Raw genomic sequence first — 17158 nt, 5'->3', positions numbered from 1 at the left:
GCCGTCCGCACGTTGTGGAGCTGGTGCGAGAGGCGGTTGCGCAGGGTGCGGAGCTGTTCGACGCGCTGGGTGGCGGCGGCCGTGCGGCGGTTGGCTTCCTCGGTGGCCTCGCGCACGCGGCGGTTCGACTCGTCGGTCGCCTCCTGGATGCGGGCGGTGGCCTCGGTGATCGAGTCGTGGCGGCGGCGGTTGGCCTCTTCGGTGGCCTCGCGCAGGCGGCGTTCGGCCTCGGCCTTCGAGGTGGCCTGCTCCTGGGCGATCGCGGCGCGGACGCGGGCCGCTTCCTCCGCCGCCTCGCGGACGCGGCGGTCCGCCTCGCCCTTGGAGGTGGCCTCCTGGGTCGCGAGGGTGGCCATCGCCTCGGAGCGGCGGGCGGCCATCGCGATCTCGAAGTCCTCCTCGACGGTCACGCGGCGCTGCTCGGACTCGTCGGAGATCTTGCGGGCGGCGGACTCCGCCTCGGAGACGATCTTCTCCGCCTCGGAGCGCGCGTTCTCGAGGACGCCCTTGTGCTCGGCCTCCATGGCGGCGCGGCGCTCGTCGAGCTCGGCGATCAGCTTCTCGTAGCGCTGGCGCAGCACACCCGCGTCGGCTTCCGCCTTGGCGCGGATGTGCCCGCCCTCCGCTTCGGCACGGGCCTTGATCTCGTTGGCCTCGTCCTGCGCGAGCCGCAGCATGCGCTGGAGGCGCTCGGAGAGCCCCTCCAGCGTCGTCGGCGGCAGCGACAGGCGCTCCACCTGGTTGCGCAGCTCGGACATCTCCGAGCGCGCGGCTTCCAGCTGGCGCGCCAGGTCGGACGTCTGGGAGACGGCGGCATCGCGGTCCGCGGCCAGCAGCCGCAGGTCCGAGTCGAGGCGTTCGAGGTGATCCTCGACCTGGGCGCGGTCGTAACCGCGCTTGACGATGTCGAAGCCGGATCCCAGTGGGACGAGGTCACGGTCGTCGGCGAGGCCCATGCCCCTCACGCTACCCGTTCGGGTAACCCCGGAAGGTCACACACCCCGGAATCGATTGATAGCTGTGAGGTGCTTCGCGCGCAGTTCGTGATCGAGCACACCCAGACCCTCTTCCGGGGCAAGGCAGAGGACGCCGACCTTGCCCTGGTGCGCGTTGCGGTGGACGTCGTGCGCCGCCTGGCCCGTTTCGTCCATTGAGTACACCTTGGACACCGTCGGGTGGATCTTTCCCTTTGCGATCAACCTGTTCGCCTCCCACGCCTCGCGGTAGTTCGCGAAGTGCGAGGACAGGATGTGCTTCAGGTTCATCCAGAGGTACCGGTTGTCGTACTGGTGCATATACCCGGAGGTCGACGCGCACGTGACGATCTTGCCGCCCTTGCGCGCCACGAACACCGACGCGCCGAACGTCTCACGGCCGGGGTGCTCGAACACGATGTCCGGGTCCTCGCCGCCGGTCAGCTCGCGGATCTTCGCGCCGAACCGCTTCCACTCCCGCGGGTCCTGCTCGTGCTCGTTCTTCCAGAACTTGTAGCCCTCGGCCGAACGATCGATGATCAGTTCGGCGCCCATCGAACGGACGATCTCCGCCTTCTCCGGCGAGGAGACGACGCAGATCGGCGTGGCGCCGCCGTTCAGCGCGAACTGGGTGGCGTAGGAGCCGAGGCCGCCGGACGCGCCCCAGATCAGGACCGTGTCGCCCTGCTTCATGTTGGCGCCGTTGGTCGACACCAGCTGGCGGTACGCGGTGGAGTTGACCAGCCCCGGCGACGCCGCCTCCTCCCACGAGAGGTGCTTGGGCATCGGCATCAGCTGGTTCGACTTCACGAGCGCGAGGTCCGCGAGGCCGCCGAAGTTCGTCTCGAAGCCCCAGATCCGCTGCTGCGGGTCGAGCATCGTGTCGTTGTGGCCGTCCGGGGCCTCCAGCGGCACGTCCAGGCAGTGCGCGACGACGCGGTCGCCCGGCTTCCACGCCGTGACACCGGGCCCGACGCGGACGACGACGCCGGCCAGGTCCGATCCCACCACGTGGTACGGCAGGTCGTGGCGGCCGCCCAGCCGCTTGAGGAACCCGAACGTCGACACCGGTTCGAAGATCGACGTCCACACGGTGTTGTAGTTGATCGCGGAGGCCATCACGGCCACCAGCGCCTCGCCGGGACCGAGCTCCGGCGTGGCCACCTCGTCCACGTGCAGCGACTTGCGCGGGTCCTTGTCCCGCGTCTCGAGGCCCGCGAACATGTCGGCCTCGTCCGCGTGCACCGTCACGCCCCGATAGCTCTCCGGAACGTCCAAGGAACCGATCGCGTCCAGCTCGTCGGCCAGGATCGCGTCAAGGATCTTCTGCACGGCGGCATTCCTTCCCTAGTGAGGGATAGTCGCAGGTGGCCGGAGGTTACTCATCAGTAACCGATTCAGAATCCTGCTTGTGAGGGATGCCACCCCGGATTCACCGGACCGGGCCAGAGGGGCCCGCGACCGGTGCCGGGACTAGTGCCGGGACCGGTTCGCGGCGGGCTCCACCAGCTCGATCAGCACGCCGCCCGCGTCCTTGGGGTGCACGAAGTTCACCCGGCTGTCGGACGTGCCGCGCTTGGCCGCGTCGTAGAGCAGGCGCAGGCCCTTCGCGCGCAACGCGGCCGCGGCGGCGTCCACATCGGACACCCGGTAGGCGAGCTGCTGCAGGCCGGGACCGGAGCGGCCGATGAACTTGGCGATGGTCGAGTCCTCGTTGAGCGGCGCCAGCAGCTGGATCGCGGTGCCGTCGTGGTCGCCGGGCGCGTGCAGCATGGCCTCGCGCACGCCCTGCTCCTCGTTGACCTCCTCGTGCGCCACCTCGAGGCCGAAGTTGTCGCGGTAGAACGCGATGGCGGCGTCGAGGTCGGGCACGGCGATGCCGACGTGGTCGATCGCGGTCACGAGTCGAGCGATGTCTGCGTTCATGGTTGGCGAGGGTATCCACGTGATCGGTGCAGGTGCTCCTGTGCGGGGTCTCACACGATTACCAGCGGGTAGCCCCCGGTATGGTTCCAAGTTAACGACCGTTCGCTCTTCCACTGGAGGCAGCTGTGTCCGGTTCCGTCATCGTCGCCGGGGCTCGCACCCCGATGGGCCGACTGCTGGGATCGCTCAAGGACTTCTCCGGCGCCCAGCTCGGCGGCGTCGCGATCAAGGCGGCACTGGAACGCGCGGGCGTGGCTCCCGAGCAGGTGCAGTACGTGATCATGGGTCAGGTGCTGACCGCGGGCGCGGGCCAGATCCCGGCGCGGCAGGCGGCCGTCGCCGCGGGCATCCCGATGACCGTGCCCGCGCTGACCATCAACAAGGTGTGCCTGTCCGGCATCGACGCGATCGCGCTGGCCGACCAGCTGATCCGCGCGGGCGAGTTCGATGTCGTCGTGGCCGGTGGCCAGGAGTCGATGACGCAGGCGCCGCACCTGCTGCCGAAGTCGCGCGGCGGGTTCAAGTACGGCGACGTGACGATGCAGGACCACATGGCGCACGACGGCCTGTTCTGCGCGTTCGACCAGGTCGCGATGGGCGTCTCGACGGAGAAGCACAACGGCCGCTACAGCGTCACGCGCGAGGAGCAGGACGCGTTCTCCGCGCGCTCGCACCAGCTCGCCGCGAAGGCCGCCGGCAACGGCGTGTTCGACGCCGAGATCGCGCCGGTCTCCATCCCGCAGCGCAAGGGCGACCCGGTCCTGTTCAGCACGGACGAGGGCGTCCGCGGCGACACGACCGCCGAGACCCTCGGCAAGCTGCGCCCGGCGTTCGCCGCGGACGGCACCATCACCGCCGGTTCGGCGTCGCAGATCTCCGACGGCGCGGCCGCGGTCGTCGTGATGAGCAAGGCGAAGGCCGAGGAACTGGGCCTCGAGTGGATCGCGGAGATCGGCGCCCACGGCGTCGTCGCGGGCCCGGACGCCTCGCTGCACGAGCAGCCGTCCAACGCCATCAAGGCCGCGTGCGCCAAGGAGGGCATCGAGCCCGCCGACCTCGACCTGGTCGAGATCAACGAGGCGTTCGCGGCGGTCGGCATCGTCTCGACCCGCGAGCTCGGCATCTCCGAGGACAAGGTCAACGTCAACGGCGGAGCCATCGCGCTCGGCCACCCGATCGGCATGTCCGGCGCCCGCATCGCCCTGCACCTCGCCCTGGAGCTCCAGCGGCGCGGCGGCGGCGTGGGCGCGGCGGCGCTGTGCGGTGGCGGCGGTCAGGGTGACGCGCTGATCATCCGCGTGCCGTCGAAGGCCTAGTGTCCTCGGGTGTGGCCGCTGTTGACGTAGCAGGACTGGTCGACCGCGCGCGTGACGGCGAGCCGCGCGCGGTCGCCAGGCTGATCTCCCTGGTGGAACAGGGGAGCGCGCAGCTCCCCCTCGTAGCCGCAGCCCTGGCCCCGTTCACGGGCAACGCCCAGGTCATCGGCATCACCGGTGCGCCGGGCGTGGGCAAGTCGACGTCCACCAACGCCCTCGTGCGCGCCTATCGCGCCGAGGGCAAACGTGTCGCCGTGATCGCAGTCGACCCGTCCAGCCCGTTCTCCGGCGGCGCACTGCTGGGCGACCGCGTCCGCATGGGCGACCACGCCACGGACCCTGGCGTCTTCATCCGTTCCATGGCCACCCGCGGCCACCTCGGCGGCCTGTCCTGGGCCACCCCGCAGGCGCTGCGCGTGCTCGACGCCGCCGGCTTCGATGTGGTCCTGGTGGAAACCGTCGGCGTCGGTCAGTCGGAGGTCGAGGTCGTCGCCCTCGCCGACACCACGCTCGTCCTGCTGGCGCCGGGCATGGGCGACGGCATCCAGGCCGCGAAGGCGGGCATCCTGGAGATCGCCGACGTCTTCGTCGTCAACAAGGCCGACCGCGACGGCGCCGACCAGACGGCCCGCGACCTCAAGTACATGATCTCCCTGGGCCGTCGCGACCGCTCGGGCCCGTCGTGGCGCGCACCGGTGGTGAAGACCGTCGCCGCCCGCACCGAGGGCCTGGACCGAGTGGTCGACGCGATCGCCGAACACCGCTCCTGGATGACCGAGCACGGCGAGCTGACCGAACGCCGCCTGCGCCGCGCGGGCGCCGAGATCGAGGCCATCGCCGTGGAACGGGTGCGCACCCGCTTCGGCCCAGTCGACCAGCTGGCGACACTCGTCGCCGCGGGTGAGCTCGACCCGTTCGCCGCGGCGGAGCAGTTGATCAGCGGTAGCCTGCGGGAATGACCGCTTGGGGAGCGCCTCCGCCCGTCGTCGTCGACCTCGGCAAGAGCACCACCCGCAAGGTCCTGATCGGCGGCTCGGTGGCCGGCGTCCTGGGCATCCTCGCCCTGGTCGGCGCCGTGACGGCCTTCGTCGACGGCGAACCGGTCGGCGGCAGCATCGCGGCGGTCATCGGCGTGGTCTTCACCTTCATCGGCGTGATGGCCGTGGTGAGGTGGAAGACGATCTCCCGCCCGCGCAAGCTGATCATCGAACAGCAGGGCATCCGCCTGGACGACCCGCAGGGCGCCCCGTGGGCGGTGGCCTGGCAGGACCTGGGCGCGATCTCGATCTCCCGAACCCGCGAGCAGGCCGTGCAACTGGCCGACGCCCTGGTCCGCCGCACCCTGGTCCGGGTGGACCTGCACCCGCGCGACCCGAACCAGTTCCGCCCGGCGCACCCGACGATGGAACCCATGTGGGAGTTCCACCGCGTGCAGAACGGCTACCGCCTCCCGCTGGGCGACTCGGCGGGCTTCATCGGCCCGATCGACCAGGGCCTGCGGACGTTCGCGCCGTCGATCTACCGCGGAGTGCTGGACGAGGGGTTCAGCGTCGGCCTGCACTAGGAGACCGCGGGTCCGCGCTTCCGCGGCGAAGCCAGCGCCCGAGCGATGCCGACAACCCTACCGGCAACACCCAGCACCCACCCGACCACCTACAGCCGCCAAATGAGACTCGCCTCTACTCTGAGTAGTCCCGCTTCTCACCGTTTGCAGTGATGGTCTCCCCTTTGACTACGCAGAGGAGTTACCCTCAATCGTTCGTGCGGTGTCACTTCTCTCCCCCCAAGGGGTGAAGCCGTGGGCGGAAACCTGAGCACAGAACAGCGCGTGCTGGACGTGGTGCTGTCGTTCGCCGACGACGACACCCTCCCCGACCTCCTCAGACACGTCGTCGAGTCGGCGTGCGACCTGGTCCGGGCGCCCTACGGCGCGCTCGCGGTGGTCGACGGCCACAAGGAGTTGACCGAGTTCGCGAGCGAGGACGGGCAGCCGAAGATCACCACCGGTGACCCCCGCTCGATCGGCGTAACGGACTTCCTCGGCGTGCCCGTGAAGGTCCAGGACGAGACGTTCGGCAACCTCTTCCTGTCCGGGAAGCCGGAGTTCACCGCCGCGGACCGGGACATCATCACGGCGCTGGCCAGGGCGGCTGGGTCCGCCATCGGGCACCTCGCGCGGTACGAGCAGACCCGCAAGCGCGAGGTGTGGCTGCGGGCGGTCGCCGAGGTCACGACGAACCTCCTCACCGGCACGAACGGCAGGGACGCGCTCTACCTCGTGGCGCGGACTGCGCGGCGGACGGCCGGGGCCGAGTTCGCCGCCGTCGTGTTGCCCGACCACAATGGTGACCTGGTCATCGAGGTGACCGACGGCGGCCAGTACGACGCCGAGGGGATGCGGGTGCCCAAGGAGGGCACGGTCAGCTACCGCGTCTACGAGACGGGCGAGGCCGAGTGCCACGGGGTGGGCACGATCCCGACGGTGCCGGGGCCGTGTGCGGTCGTGCCGCTCGCCGTGGGGGAACGGACGATCGGGGTGCTGATCGTCGCCCGGCCCGTCGACGGGCCGAGCTTCGAGGACCCCGAGCTCATCGAGGCGTTCGCCGCGCAGGCCGCGCTGGTGCTGGAGTTCACCAGGGCGCAGGGCGACACCGAGCGGCTCGCGGTGCTGGAGGACCGCGACCGCATCGCGCGCGATCTGCACGACCTCGTCATCCAGCGGCTGTTCGGGCTCGGGCTCGGGCTGCAGGGGATGACCGGCATGAGCGCGCGCCCGCAGATCACCGAGCGGCTCAGCGGGTTCGTGGAGGAGGTCGACCACACGATCCGCGAGATCCGCCGCACCATCTTCTCCCTGCAGGAACCGCCGACCGGCAGTGCGAGCCTGCGTGGGCAGGTGCTCAACGCGGTGCACGAGTCCGCGCGGCTGCTCGGGTTCGAACCCGACGTGTCGCTGGAGGGGCCCCTCGACACCGTGGTGCCGGACCAGCTCAGACCCGATCTCCTGGCCACGCTCCGGGAGGCGCTCGCGAACGTCGTGCGCCACGCCCGCGCGAAGCACGTCGCCGTGGTCGTGAGCGTCAACCGCACGATGACGCGCCTTGAGCTCACGGTCAGGGACGACGGCCGCGGCTTGCCGTTGACTGACGATTCCGGTGGCGTGCCCCACCACGCCGGCGGACTCGCCAACATGGCGGCTCGGGCGCGGCGCCACCACGGCGACTGCGCGGTGGACTCGATCCCCGGCGCGGGAGTGAGCATCACCTGGTTCGTTCCACTGGTGCTGCAGGAGGCGACATGGCGATAGCGGTGCTCTTGGTGGACGACCACGAGATCGTGCGGCGCGGACTGGTGCAGTTGCTGGCGCAGGCGAGCGACATCGAGGTCGTGGGACAGGCGGACAGCGCTACCTCCGCAGTGACCCAGGCACCGCGGCTCAGGCCCGACGTGGCGATCATCGACGTGCGGCTGCCCGACGGCGACGGCGTCACGGTGTGCCGGGAGATCCGCAGCCTCGTGCAGCCACCACCCGCCTGCCTGATGCTCACGTCCTATTCGGACGACGAGGCGCTGTTCGGTGCGATCATGGCGGGCGCGTCCGGCTACATGCTGAAAGAGGTCTCCGGCAACGACCTCGTGGCCGCGGTCCGCACGCTCGCTTCGGGCGGTTCGCTGCTGCACGCCGGCGTCACGGCGACCGTGCTGCAACGACTTCGCGGCGGCCCGGAGGAAGACCCGCGCTACGCCACGCTGAGCCCGCAGGAACGCCGGATCCTCGACCTCATCGCCGAGGGCATGACCAACCGGCAGATCGCGAACCGGCTGTTCCTCGCCGAGAAGACCGTCAAGAACTACGTCTCGTCGCTGCTGCACAAGCTCGGCTTCGACCGCCGCACGGAGGCGGGCGTCTACGCGGCCCGGCGCAGACGCACCCACCCCGGCGCCTTCTAGGCCACCTGGGGCACCGGCTTGGCCGCAGGAACTTCCTTCTCCGCCAGCCGTTCGGTCTTGGCCCACGTGGTGCGCCCGGCGAAGTGCCGGTACAGGGCGCGCAGCGTCGAGATCGAGCCGAGGACCAGGAACGCCGGGTAGACCAGCCCCACCGCGAGGCATCTCCACAGCGGTTCGTCGCCGTGCTTGAGCCGGTGCACGACACCCCAGATGAGGCCGGGCAGCACCAGTGCGGCGAGCCAGATCCCCAACGCCAGCAGGGTGTCCGACGTGCCCGCGGTGAACCCGCCGACGGCGTGGCCGGCGAGCTGCGCGTAGAAGTTGAAGCCCACCAACGCCGTGATGAACAACGTCATCGGCGCGACCAGCCACGGCGTCAGCAGGTACTGCAGGAACTCCAGCAGTGCCACGGAACCGACGTGCTTGGCCTTGACGAGCTTCGGCACGTACCCCAGGCACTGCAGGTTGCCCTGGCCCCACCGGGTGCGCTGGCGCAGCAGCCGCTGGACGTCGACCAGGCCCTGCTGGGTGATCGTCGCGCGGGTGGCGTACCGGACGCGCTGACCGCTCAGGTGCACGCGCAGGCCGAGCTCCAGGTCCTCGACCAGGCAGGCCGACCACGGCGCGTCGCCGAGGCCCATCAGCGTCTTGAGCCGCACGAACTGCCCGTTGCCGCCCAGCCCGACCGTGCCGACGACGTCCCGCAGCGACTGCGAGGCGTCCACCACGCAGCTGAACTCCAGGTCCTGCAGGAACGCCAGCAGGGTGGTGCGGTTGTGGATGCGGACACGGCACTGCACGGCACCGACGGCCCGCTGCGCGAAGTACGCGGAGATCTCCGACAGCATGCCGGGCTCGCCGCGGCCGTCGCCGTCGATCACGCCGACGATCGTGCGGTGCACGGTGCCGGCCTCCTCGGCGAGGTCGCGGATGTAGCGGAACGCGTAGTTCAACGCCTCGCCCTTGCCCTGGCGGGCCTCCGGCGGGACGCGCCTCAGCACGTGCAGCCGGTGGTCGTCGATCTCGGCCAGGACGTGCGGTGTGCGGTCGTCGGAACCGTCGTCGACGACCACGACCTGAACCGGTGTCCGCGCGCCGTCCAATGCGAGTGCGGAACGCACCGTGTTGGCTACGACACGTTCTTCGTTCAGCGCCGGAATGATGATCCAGTACTGCGGCGGGTGCCGTGACGGAACTTCCGGACCGCCCGGTTTCGGACGCCACCACACGAACAGTGCGAGAACGACGTTGTAGCAAGGCCAGAACACGAGCAGAACGAGCATGAATGTCGCGAATTGTGGCGCGGCGCTCACGACGAGAACCCGCTCACGAAATCTGCTGTGACGGTGACGACATTGGTCGAATTGGGAACTTTCGTCATTGATGGCTCCTGGTAACGAAGCGTCGGACCCGTGCGAGATACCAGACAGCAACGCTGGGAGCTGGTCTTACAGGCGAGAGTAGAACTGGCTGAACAGGGCGTCAACCGGGCACATCGGAGACGAATGGAACTTCGTTACGAAGTTCGTGAAGCTAATCACCGATGTGGCGGTGCCTGATGTGACACAGGTACCAATTGATTTTCCGCGACCGCTGGGTCGCTGGGTGTGATGGCGCACGTTCGCCGCGCGTGCCTGAAGAGTCTTAAGAGGTAGAAGATGGGACCAAGTGCTCTGGTGCCCGGCCCCGGTGAGTTCTCATCGGGCGCGGTTCCCGAGGTTTTCCTGATCGCGGGAACGCGGCCGGAGGCCGTCAAGATGGCGCCGGTGGCGGCCGCCATGTTCGCGGTCGGCCGAATCCGGCCGGTGCTCGTGAACTCCGGCCAGCACCCGGAGATGGTCGACCAGGCGCTCGAGTCGTTCGGCTTCGCGGCGGACGTCAGGCTCGAGCTGAACCGCGTTACGGGCGGCCAGGCCGAGCTCACCAGCCAGCTGATCGAGGAGCTCGACCGGCTCTTCGGCGAACGGCCACCGGGCGCCGTGCTGGTGCAGGGCGACACGACGACGACGCTCGCGGGCGCGCTCGCCGCGTTCTGGAAGCAGATCCCGGTCGTGCACCTGGAGGCGGGGCTGCGCTCGCACGACCTCACGTCGCCGTTCCCCGAGGAGGGCAACCGCAAGGTGGTCGGCCAGCTCGCCTCGCTGCACCTCGCGCCCACCTCGGACGCCACCGCACACCTCGCCGCGGAGTCGTTGCGGGGCGACAACGTGCTCACGATCGGCAACACCGTGGTGGACGCCGTGCTCGACGTGGCCGCCCGCCGCGCCCCCTACGGCGACCCGCGGCTGCAGGAGATCGAGAACCGCGTCCACGGTGGACAGTCGCGGCTCGTGCTGGTGACCACCCACCGCCGCGAGTCGTGGGGCGAGCCGCTCGACAACGTGCTGCGCGCGGTCGCCGACATCGTGCGGGAACGGCCCGACGTCGAGGTGGTCCTGCCGGCGCACCCGAACCCGGCCGTGCGGCGGCAGGTCGTGGACGTGCTGGGCGGCGTCGGCCGCGTCACGATCACCGACCCGCTGCCGTACTCGCAGCTGGCGCGCCTGCTCGCGCAGTGCACGCTGGTGCTCTCCGACTCGGGCGGCATCCAGGAGGAGGCGCCGTCGTTCGGCGTCCCGGCGCTCGTGCTGCGCGACGTGACCGAGCGGATGGAGGCCGTGAGGGCGGGCTGCGCCGTGCTCGTCGGCACCGACCGCGAACGGATCACCGCGCTCACCGTCCGCCTGCTCGACAGCCCCGCCGCGCGCGAGGCGATGACCGCCGACGGCAACCCGTTCGGCGACGGGCTCGCGTCCGTGCGCACGGAACAGGCCGTGGCCTGGCTGCTGGGACTGCAACAGCAGCGGCCCGACGAGTTCGCTCCCTACGCGGGCAGCGCGACGGTGCGCCTGTCCGGAGAGGCAGATGTGGCATGAGACTCCTCAAGGTGGCCTTAGGGGTCGCACTCGCGGTCGCGGTGGTCCCGGCACCCGCTCAGGCGGCGCCGCCCCCGGCCGGCCCCGACGCCGTCGGTGAGCTGGTCGAGAACGCGTTGCCCGCGCCGCCGCTGACGACTAAGAAGCCGGCCGCGACGAGCACGCGCGTCGCCAAGCGCACCACCCAGCCCACCACGACCTCGACGGTGCTCGGCGCGCTCACGGCGCCGGCCGGCACGAACGGCGGTGCCGCGCCGGGCGCGAAGTCGACGCAGAAGACGCTGGTCCTCTACGACAGCACCGGCCCGTGGGCGTGGCTGGGCGAGGCGTACGCGGTGCAGGCGGGCAACCTCGCCTCGCACGGCAGCGCGTACGTCATGCACCCGGTCGGCTCGTACGCCGCGGGCGAGATGTCCGGCTACACCGGCGTGATCTACATCGGCTCCACCTACGACGAGCCGATCCCGGTGTCGTTCCTCGACGACGTGCTGGCGGGCAGCAAGCCCGTGCTGTGGATGGCGCACAACATCTGGCAGCTCACCGCCCGCGCGCCGAGCTTCCAGACCACCTACGGCTGGAACTGGGTCCAGTACGACACCGGTGCCGCGACCACGGTCCGGTACGAGGGCACCGACCTCGGCCGCAGCCCGCTCGCCACGCCGTCCGGCCTGATGATCACCTCGATCACCGACCCCGCCATCGCCTCGGCCCCGGCCGTCGCGACCGGCTCGGCGGCCGGTCCGATCAACTGGGCCACGAAGTCGAGGAACCTCACCTACATCGGCGAGATCCCGTTCAGCTACGTCGACCACGGCGACCGCTACCTCGCCGCGGCGGACCTGATCAGCAAGATCTCGAACCCGGCGGTGGCGGACCGCAAGCGCGCGCTCGTGCGCATCGAGGACGTCGGTCCCGACGCCGACCCGGCCGAGCTGCGCGCGGTCGCGGACTACCTGTACTCGCAGCGGATCCCGTTCACGATCGCGGTCTACCCGCGCTACGAGAACCCGCTGGGCGCCGAGAACGACGGCGTGCCCGAGGCGGCGAACCTGGCGCAGAGGCCGCAGGTCGTCAGCGCGTTGAAGTACATGACCGCACGTGGTGGCACGATCCTGATGCACGGCTACACGCACCAGTTCGGCAAGGTCGCGAACCCGTACGACGGCCGCAGCGGCAACGACTTCGAGTTCTACACCGCCCACGTGGACGCGAACGACAACGTGGTCTACGACGGCCCGGTGCCCGGCGACTCCGCGTCGTGGGTGCAGGGCAGGATCAACTCGGCGACGAGCGCGTTCGCCGCGGCCGGGTTCGGCAAGCCGGCGATCTTCGAGCCGCCGCACTACGCGGCGTCCGCTGTGGACTACCAGGTGATCCAGCAGAACTTCGGCAAGCGCTACGACCGCGGCCTGTACTTCGGCGGTTACTGCCCGAACGGGGCCTGCGGCACGGGCACCCCGCGGTACGACCAGGTCTACGGCCAGTACTTCCCGTACCTGGTCCGGGACGTCTACGGCTCCGTCGTGGCGCCGGAGGCCGTCGGCAACGTCGAGCCGGAGCCGTTCAACAACCACCCCGCCCGGCTGCCCGCCGACCTCGTCAGGACGGCGCAGCAGCTCAGGGTGGTCGATGATGGTGTCGCCAGCTTCTTCTACCACCCGTACCTCGGTACGTCCTACCTGCGGCAGACCGTGCAGGGGCTGAGGAGCGCCGGCTACGCGTTCGTGTCCGCCGCGACGGTGATGGCGGGCTGACAGGAGGTCGTGTGCGCTGGATGTGGGTGGTGCTGCTGCTGGCCGGGTGCACCGCCGGTCAGGCGGTGCCACCCACGTCCGGCGGGTCCGGGGGATGGCAGGTCACCGTCTACTACACGGCCGTCGAGGCGTTCCACAGTGGACCTGCGGCGCCTGTGCGTGGTTGTCCCGTCATCGACTGTGACAGGGGCAGCGACCTGCTCGGCACGTTCCCGCGGTCCTTCGCGAAAGCCGTGCAGGACGAGGGAACCGGACGGACCGCATCCGGGTCCTATCTGAACTGGTCCTACGACAAGGGGTACTGGCTCGACTCCGAGCCGCGCGACTCGTTCGGCCGGCCGCTGCGGCCGTTCGTCTCCGCGGCCGCCGACGAGGTGGAGGCGGGGTCCCGGGTCACGCTCGTCTCCTGTGGACGGACGCCGGAGGGAGGAGAAGTCGACGCCGCGGTGTGCGGGAAGCTGAGGTCCTCGTCCTGGGAGATCACCGACGAGTTCACGCCGGGCCTGGGCGGGGAGAGGCACATCGACCTCTACCTGGGCGAGGAGACCGGTCCGCAGTTCACCGGAAGTCCCTGGTACACGACGTTCTCCGAGGCCGTGCTGGACGTCCGCCGGCCCGGCTGAGGGCAGGAGCCGCATGAGACACAGCCACTTCGCCGTGGTGAACCACTTCCACCCGGACGTCCGCGACCCGTTCCTGCTCGTGCGGGAGCGGGCGGGGAGCTTCGAACGCTACGACGAGAACCGCGACTGGGTGCCCGCCGGCCGCCAGTGGCGCCTCGGCGAACCCGTCGCCGGCGCGACCCTCGACCACCTGCTGACGTCCTGGACGCCCCGGCCGCCGCGGGTCGAGCACCGCCACTACGCGTTCCTGGACGCCGACGGCGACCCGCTGCGGCTCGCCCACCTGTGGAACGACGCCGGCGGCGTCGTCGCCGAGCGGACGTTCGTCAGCGAACGCTGGCGGGTGGTCGGCCCGTGCGTGTTCGAAGGCGACGGGCGGGTCGAGATCGGCGAGACCCGTGCACGGGAGCTCGAAGCCGTCGTGACGCGCCGCAGCCGTGAGCCGGAGGACGGGCGGTACCGCTACTGGGCGGTCGTGGACCCGGTGTTGCAACGGGTTCTGCGGACGTGGGGCGGGGACGGCGGAACGCGGTACGCGCAGTGGTCGATGGGCCGAGACTGGTACCGCGTCCACGTCCTCGACGTGGTGCGCGACGACGCCGCGGCCCAGCCGGTCACCGAGGAGGTGGCGGAGGAGCTGCGACGGTCGTTCCCGGCCGTCGCAGCTCCCGCCGGGTGTCACCAGCCGAGCTGAGTGGCGTATTGCTGCGCCGTGGCCAGCGAGTTGTGCGTGGACCCGCCCGGAGCGGGCAGCGGGACTCCCGGGCACGACAGGTCCTTCTTCGGCGTGACGCCGTCGACGAGGTAGCGCTCCACGACGTCGTTGACGCACTCGTTGCCGAACCCGTAGATGCCGTGGTCGCCCTCATCGTTCACGGTCAGCAACACGGAGTTCTCGAAGTTGCGGTGCGCCCGCTGCGCGCCTTCCAACGGAGTCGCCGGGTCGCGGACCGACTGCACCATCAGCGTGGGCACGACACCGTTGCCCGTGGGGTGCTTCAGCTGCACGTTCGGCCGGTCCCAGTACGCGCAGGGGCCCATGATCTGGTAGTAGCCGAACAGCGGCCACTTCGCGCCGTCGCGGACCGCGTCGCGTTCCAGGTACGGCCGGCCGCCCCGGAAAGCGGTGTCGTTGCAGAGGATCGTGTACAGCGTGCCCGTCGAGGCGTCCGGGTAGCTCGCCTGGACGGACATCCGCGCGGGCGCCGCACCGGCCAGCTCCGCGAACGTCTGCGCGGCGTCGGCGAAGGAGTCCTTGCTGTACAGGGCGGCCCGCAGCACGAGGTCGAGCACCACGCCGTCGTAGGTGCCCTCGGGCCTGGTGACGGGCTGCGCGTTCAGCTGGGCGCGGGTGCGTTCGTAGGCCTGGCGGACCTCCTCGCCGGTCTTGCCGAGGTGGTAGACGTCGTCGTACTTCGCGATCCACGGCAGGAAGTCGACGCGGAACCGGCGTTCGAAGCCCATGCCCCAGTCGTCGAACACGTTCTGCCACGGACCCGAGAAGTCGGCGTTGGAGTCCAGGACGATCTTGTCGAGCGTCTTGGGGAAGTAGGTGGCGTAGTAGGCGCCCATCCAGGTGCCGCCGGAGTAGCCGAGCCAGCTCACCTTCTTCTTGCCCAGCAGCTGCCGCAGCAGGTCCAGGTCCTTCACCGTCTGGTCGGTCGTGATGTAGCGGCCCAGCTCTCCGGACTTGGCTTGGCAGAACTTGGCCTGGAGCTCCATGCCGCCGTAGAGGAGGTCGAGGTTGGCCCTGCTGCGGTCGCGCGGGTCGGCCGAGCCGAGCGTCTGGAAGTTGCCGCACGTGACGTTGCTGCTGGCACCGGTGCCGCGCGGGTCGATGCCGATGATGTCGGCGTTCTCGCTGAGCTTCGGCCGGTCGAGGTAGAGCAGCGGCATCGTGCGGCCCGCGCCGCCGGGACCGCCGGGGTTGGTGAAGACGGTCGACTTCGCTTTGCCCTTCTCGGGCTGGAGCCGGCTCACGGCGATGGTGATGGTCTTGCCGTTGCGCGGGTTGTTCCAGTCCATCGGCGCGGTGAAGCTGCCGCACTCCAGCCGCTCGACACCGGGAGGAGCGTCCGGCGGGACGGAGCTGAAGCACTTCTGCCAGGTGATGGTCTGGGGCTGTTCGGCCTGTGCGTGCGGTGCGACCAGGAGCGTGGTCGCGGTGACGACCAGCGCCGTGGCGATTGCCTTGCGGTGCATTGGTTTTCCCCCTTCTACCAACCGAGACGGGCGGAGATCTGCCGTGCCTTCGCGAGCGGGTTGCCCGCGCTCTCACCGGGTGCGGGCAGCGGGACGCCGGGACACGACAGGTCCCTCGCCGGCGTGACGCCGTCGACGAGGTATCGCTCCACGACGTCGTTCACGCACTCGTTGCCGAACCCGTAGATGCCGTGGTCGCCCTCGTCCTCAACGGTGAGGAGCACCGAGTTGTTGAAGTTGCGGTGCGCCCGTTGCGCGCCTTCGAGCGACGTGGCCGGGTCGCGCACCGACTGCACCATCAACGTCGGCGCGACGCCGTTGCCGGTGGGCTGCTTGAGCTTGACGTCCGGCCGGTCCCAGAACGCGCACGGACCCGTGACGTGGACGTAGCCGACCAGTGGCCACCGCGGGCCGTCCTGCGCCGCCTCGCGCTCCAGGTACCTGCGGCCGCCCTGGAACGGCGTGTCGTTGCAGACGATCGAGTACGCCGTGCCGGTCTGGGCGTCCGGGTAGGTCGCCAGCAGGCTCATCCGCGCCGGGACGGTGCCGGCGAGCTCGGCGAACGTCTGCGCGGCGGTGGCGAAGTTGTCCTTGCCGTACAACGCGGTCCGCAGCATGAGGTCGAACTGCGGCCCGTTGTACACGGCCTCTGGCCGCGTGACCGGCTGCGCGGCCAGCTGGGCGCGGGTGCGTTCGTAGGTCTGGCGGACCTCTTCACCGGTCTTGCCGAGGTGGTAGACGTCGTCGTACTTCGCCACCCACGGCAGGAAGTCGACGCGGAACCGGCGCTCGAACGCCATGCCCCAGTCCTCGAAGTTGTGCTGCCACGAGCCGGTGAAGTCGGCGTTGGAGTCGAGGACGATCTTGTCCAGGGTCTTGGGGAAGTAGGTGGCGTAGTAGGCGCCCAGCCAGGTGCCGCCGGAGTACCCGAGCCAGCTGACCTTCTTCTTGCCGAGCAACTGGCGGAGCAGGTCGAGGTCCTTGACGGTCTGGTCGGTGGTGACGTACCTGCCGAGCTCACCGGACTTGGCCTGGCAGAACTTGGCCTGCAGCTCGATGGCGCCGTAGACGAGGTCCAGGTTGGCCCGGCTGCGGTCGCGCGGGTCGGCGTTGGTGCTCGCGTCGAAGCCGCCGCAGGTGACGTTGCTGCTGGCTCCTGTGCCGCGTACGTCTATGCCGATGATGTCGGCGTTCTCGCTCAGTTTCGGGCGGTCCAGGAAGACCAGGGGGACGGTGCGGCCTGGGCCTCCCGGGCCGCCAGGGTTGGTGAAGATCGTTGATCTTGCTGGTCCCGATTGGGGGCGGAGTCTGCTGACCGCGATGGTGATGGTTTTGCCGTTGTGCTGGTTGTTCCAGTCCATCGGGGTGGTGAAGGTGCCGCATTCCAGGCGGGTCGTGCCTGGAGGGGCTCCTGGGGGTGGTTCTGGGAAGCACTGCTGCCAGGTGATCTGTTGGGTGGTGAAGGTGGGGATGGGGTGGGAGTCGAGGTGGGGGGCG

Annotated in this window: 15 protein-coding genes; 9 read left to right on the top strand and 6 right to left on the bottom strand. The window is 70.0% G+C overall.

Annotated elements, in window-relative coordinates:
• The 3 genes from VF330_RS22375 to mce form a co-directional block, all read right to left on the bottom strand.
• Positions 1–956 (bottom strand): chromosome segregation protein (locus tag VF330_RS22375; RefSeq protein ID WP_330853599.1); only part of this gene is annotated, 956 nt, incomplete at its 3' end.
• 36 nt (positions 957–992) lie between these two features.
• Positions 993–2306, bottom strand: coding sequence for a crotonyl-CoA carboxylase/reductase (gene ccrA / locus VF330_RS22370; RefSeq protein ID WP_330853598.1), 1314 nt, complete (start codon positions 2304–2306; stop codon positions 993–995).
• Positions 2307–2447: 141 nt separating this feature from the next.
• Positions 2448–2900 carry a methylmalonyl-CoA epimerase gene (gene mce, locus VF330_RS22365; RefSeq protein ID WP_330853597.1) on the bottom strand — a complete coding sequence of 151 codons (453 nt, stop codon included), beginning with the start codon at positions 2898–2900 and terminating at the stop codon, positions 2448–2450.
• Positions 2901–3025: 125 nt separating this feature from the next.
• On the opposite strand from mce, the gene VF330_RS22360 reads away from it, so the two are divergent.
• The 5 genes from VF330_RS22360 (at position 3026) to VF330_RS22340 (ending at position 8167) form a co-directional block, all read left to right on the top strand.
• The gene (locus tag VF330_RS22360; RefSeq protein ID WP_330853596.1) at positions 3026–4216 is read left to right on the top strand and encodes an acetyl-CoA C-acetyltransferase; all 1191 of its coding nucleotides are present in this window, start codon (positions 3026–3028) and stop codon (positions 4214–4216) included.
• 11 nt (positions 4217–4227) lie between these two features.
• Positions 4228–5175: a methylmalonyl Co-A mutase-associated GTPase MeaB gene (meaB, locus tag VF330_RS22355; protein WP_330853595.1), complete on the top strand. Its 948-nt coding sequence runs from the start codon at positions 4228–4230 to the stop codon at positions 5173–5175.
• Entirely contained in the window at positions 5172–5780 is a 609-nt protein-coding gene (locus VF330_RS22350; protein ID WP_330853594.1) for a hypothetical protein, read from the top strand. The genes meaB and VF330_RS22350 overlap by 4 nt, the downstream gene beginning before the upstream one ends.
• Positions 5781–6014: 234 nt before the next feature.
• Positions 6015–7523 carry a GAF domain-containing protein gene (locus tag VF330_RS22345; protein ID WP_330853593.1) on the top strand — a complete coding sequence of 503 codons (1509 nt, stop codon included), beginning with the start codon at positions 6015–6017 and terminating at the stop codon, positions 7521–7523.
• Positions 7514–8167, top strand: coding sequence for a response regulator transcription factor (locus tag VF330_RS22340; RefSeq protein ID WP_330853592.1), 654 nt, complete (start codon positions 7514–7516; stop codon positions 8165–8167). The genes VF330_RS22345 and VF330_RS22340 overlap by 10 nt, the downstream gene beginning before the upstream one ends.
• Here VF330_RS22340 and VF330_RS22335 read toward each other — a convergent pair.
• A complete protein-coding gene (locus tag VF330_RS22335) occupies positions 8164–9450 on the bottom strand; it encodes a glycosyltransferase family 2 protein (protein ID WP_330853591.1) in 1287 nt (428 codons plus the stop codon). The two genes, VF330_RS22340 and VF330_RS22335, sit on opposite strands and share 4 nt — an antisense overlap.
• 375 nt (positions 9451–9825) lie before the next feature.
• Between VF330_RS22335 and wecB the strand changes: the two genes are divergently transcribed.
• From wecB to VF330_RS22315, 4 genes are read left to right on the top strand one after another with little or no spacing between them, the layout of a single operon-like run.
• A complete protein-coding gene (gene wecB, locus VF330_RS22330; RefSeq protein ID WP_330853590.1) occupies positions 9826–11082 on the top strand; it encodes a non-hydrolyzing UDP-N-acetylglucosamine 2-epimerase in 1257 nt (418 codons plus the stop codon).
• Positions 11079–12836: a polysaccharide deacetylase family protein gene (locus VF330_RS22325; RefSeq protein ID WP_330853589.1), complete on the top strand. Its 1758-nt coding sequence runs from the start codon at positions 11079–11081 to the stop codon at positions 12834–12836. The genes wecB and VF330_RS22325 overlap by 4 nt, the downstream gene beginning before the upstream one ends.
• A 20-nt stretch (positions 12837–12856) precedes the next feature.
• Positions 12857–13459, top strand: a complete 603-nt coding sequence (locus tag VF330_RS22320; protein WP_330853600.1) for a hypothetical protein — start codon at positions 12857–12859, stop codon at positions 13457–13459.
• 13 nt (positions 13460–13472) lie between these two features.
• Complete coding sequence (locus VF330_RS22315) at positions 13473–14153, top strand: hypothetical protein (protein ID WP_330853588.1); 681 nt, start codon at positions 13473–13475, stop codon at positions 14151–14153.
• On the opposite strand, the gene VF330_RS22310 is transcribed toward VF330_RS22315, so the two are convergent.
• On the bottom strand, positions 14138–15661 hold the full coding sequence (locus VF330_RS22310; protein ID WP_330853587.1) for an alpha/beta hydrolase: 1524 nt from the start codon (positions 15659–15661) through the stop codon (positions 14138–14140). The two genes, VF330_RS22315 and VF330_RS22310, sit on opposite strands and share 16 nt — an antisense overlap.
• 14 nt (positions 15662–15675) lie before the next feature.
• Positions 15676–17158, bottom strand: a 1483-nt coding sequence (locus VF330_RS22305) for an alpha/beta hydrolase (RefSeq protein WP_330853586.1), incomplete at its 5' end; no start/stop codon positions are given.

It is taken from the genome of Lentzea sp. (genome assembly GCF_036380075.1).
GTDB lineage: Bacteria > Actinomycetota > Actinomycetes > Mycobacteriales > Pseudonocardiaceae > Lentzea.
This window is presented reverse-complemented; position numbering and strand designations above follow the sequence as displayed.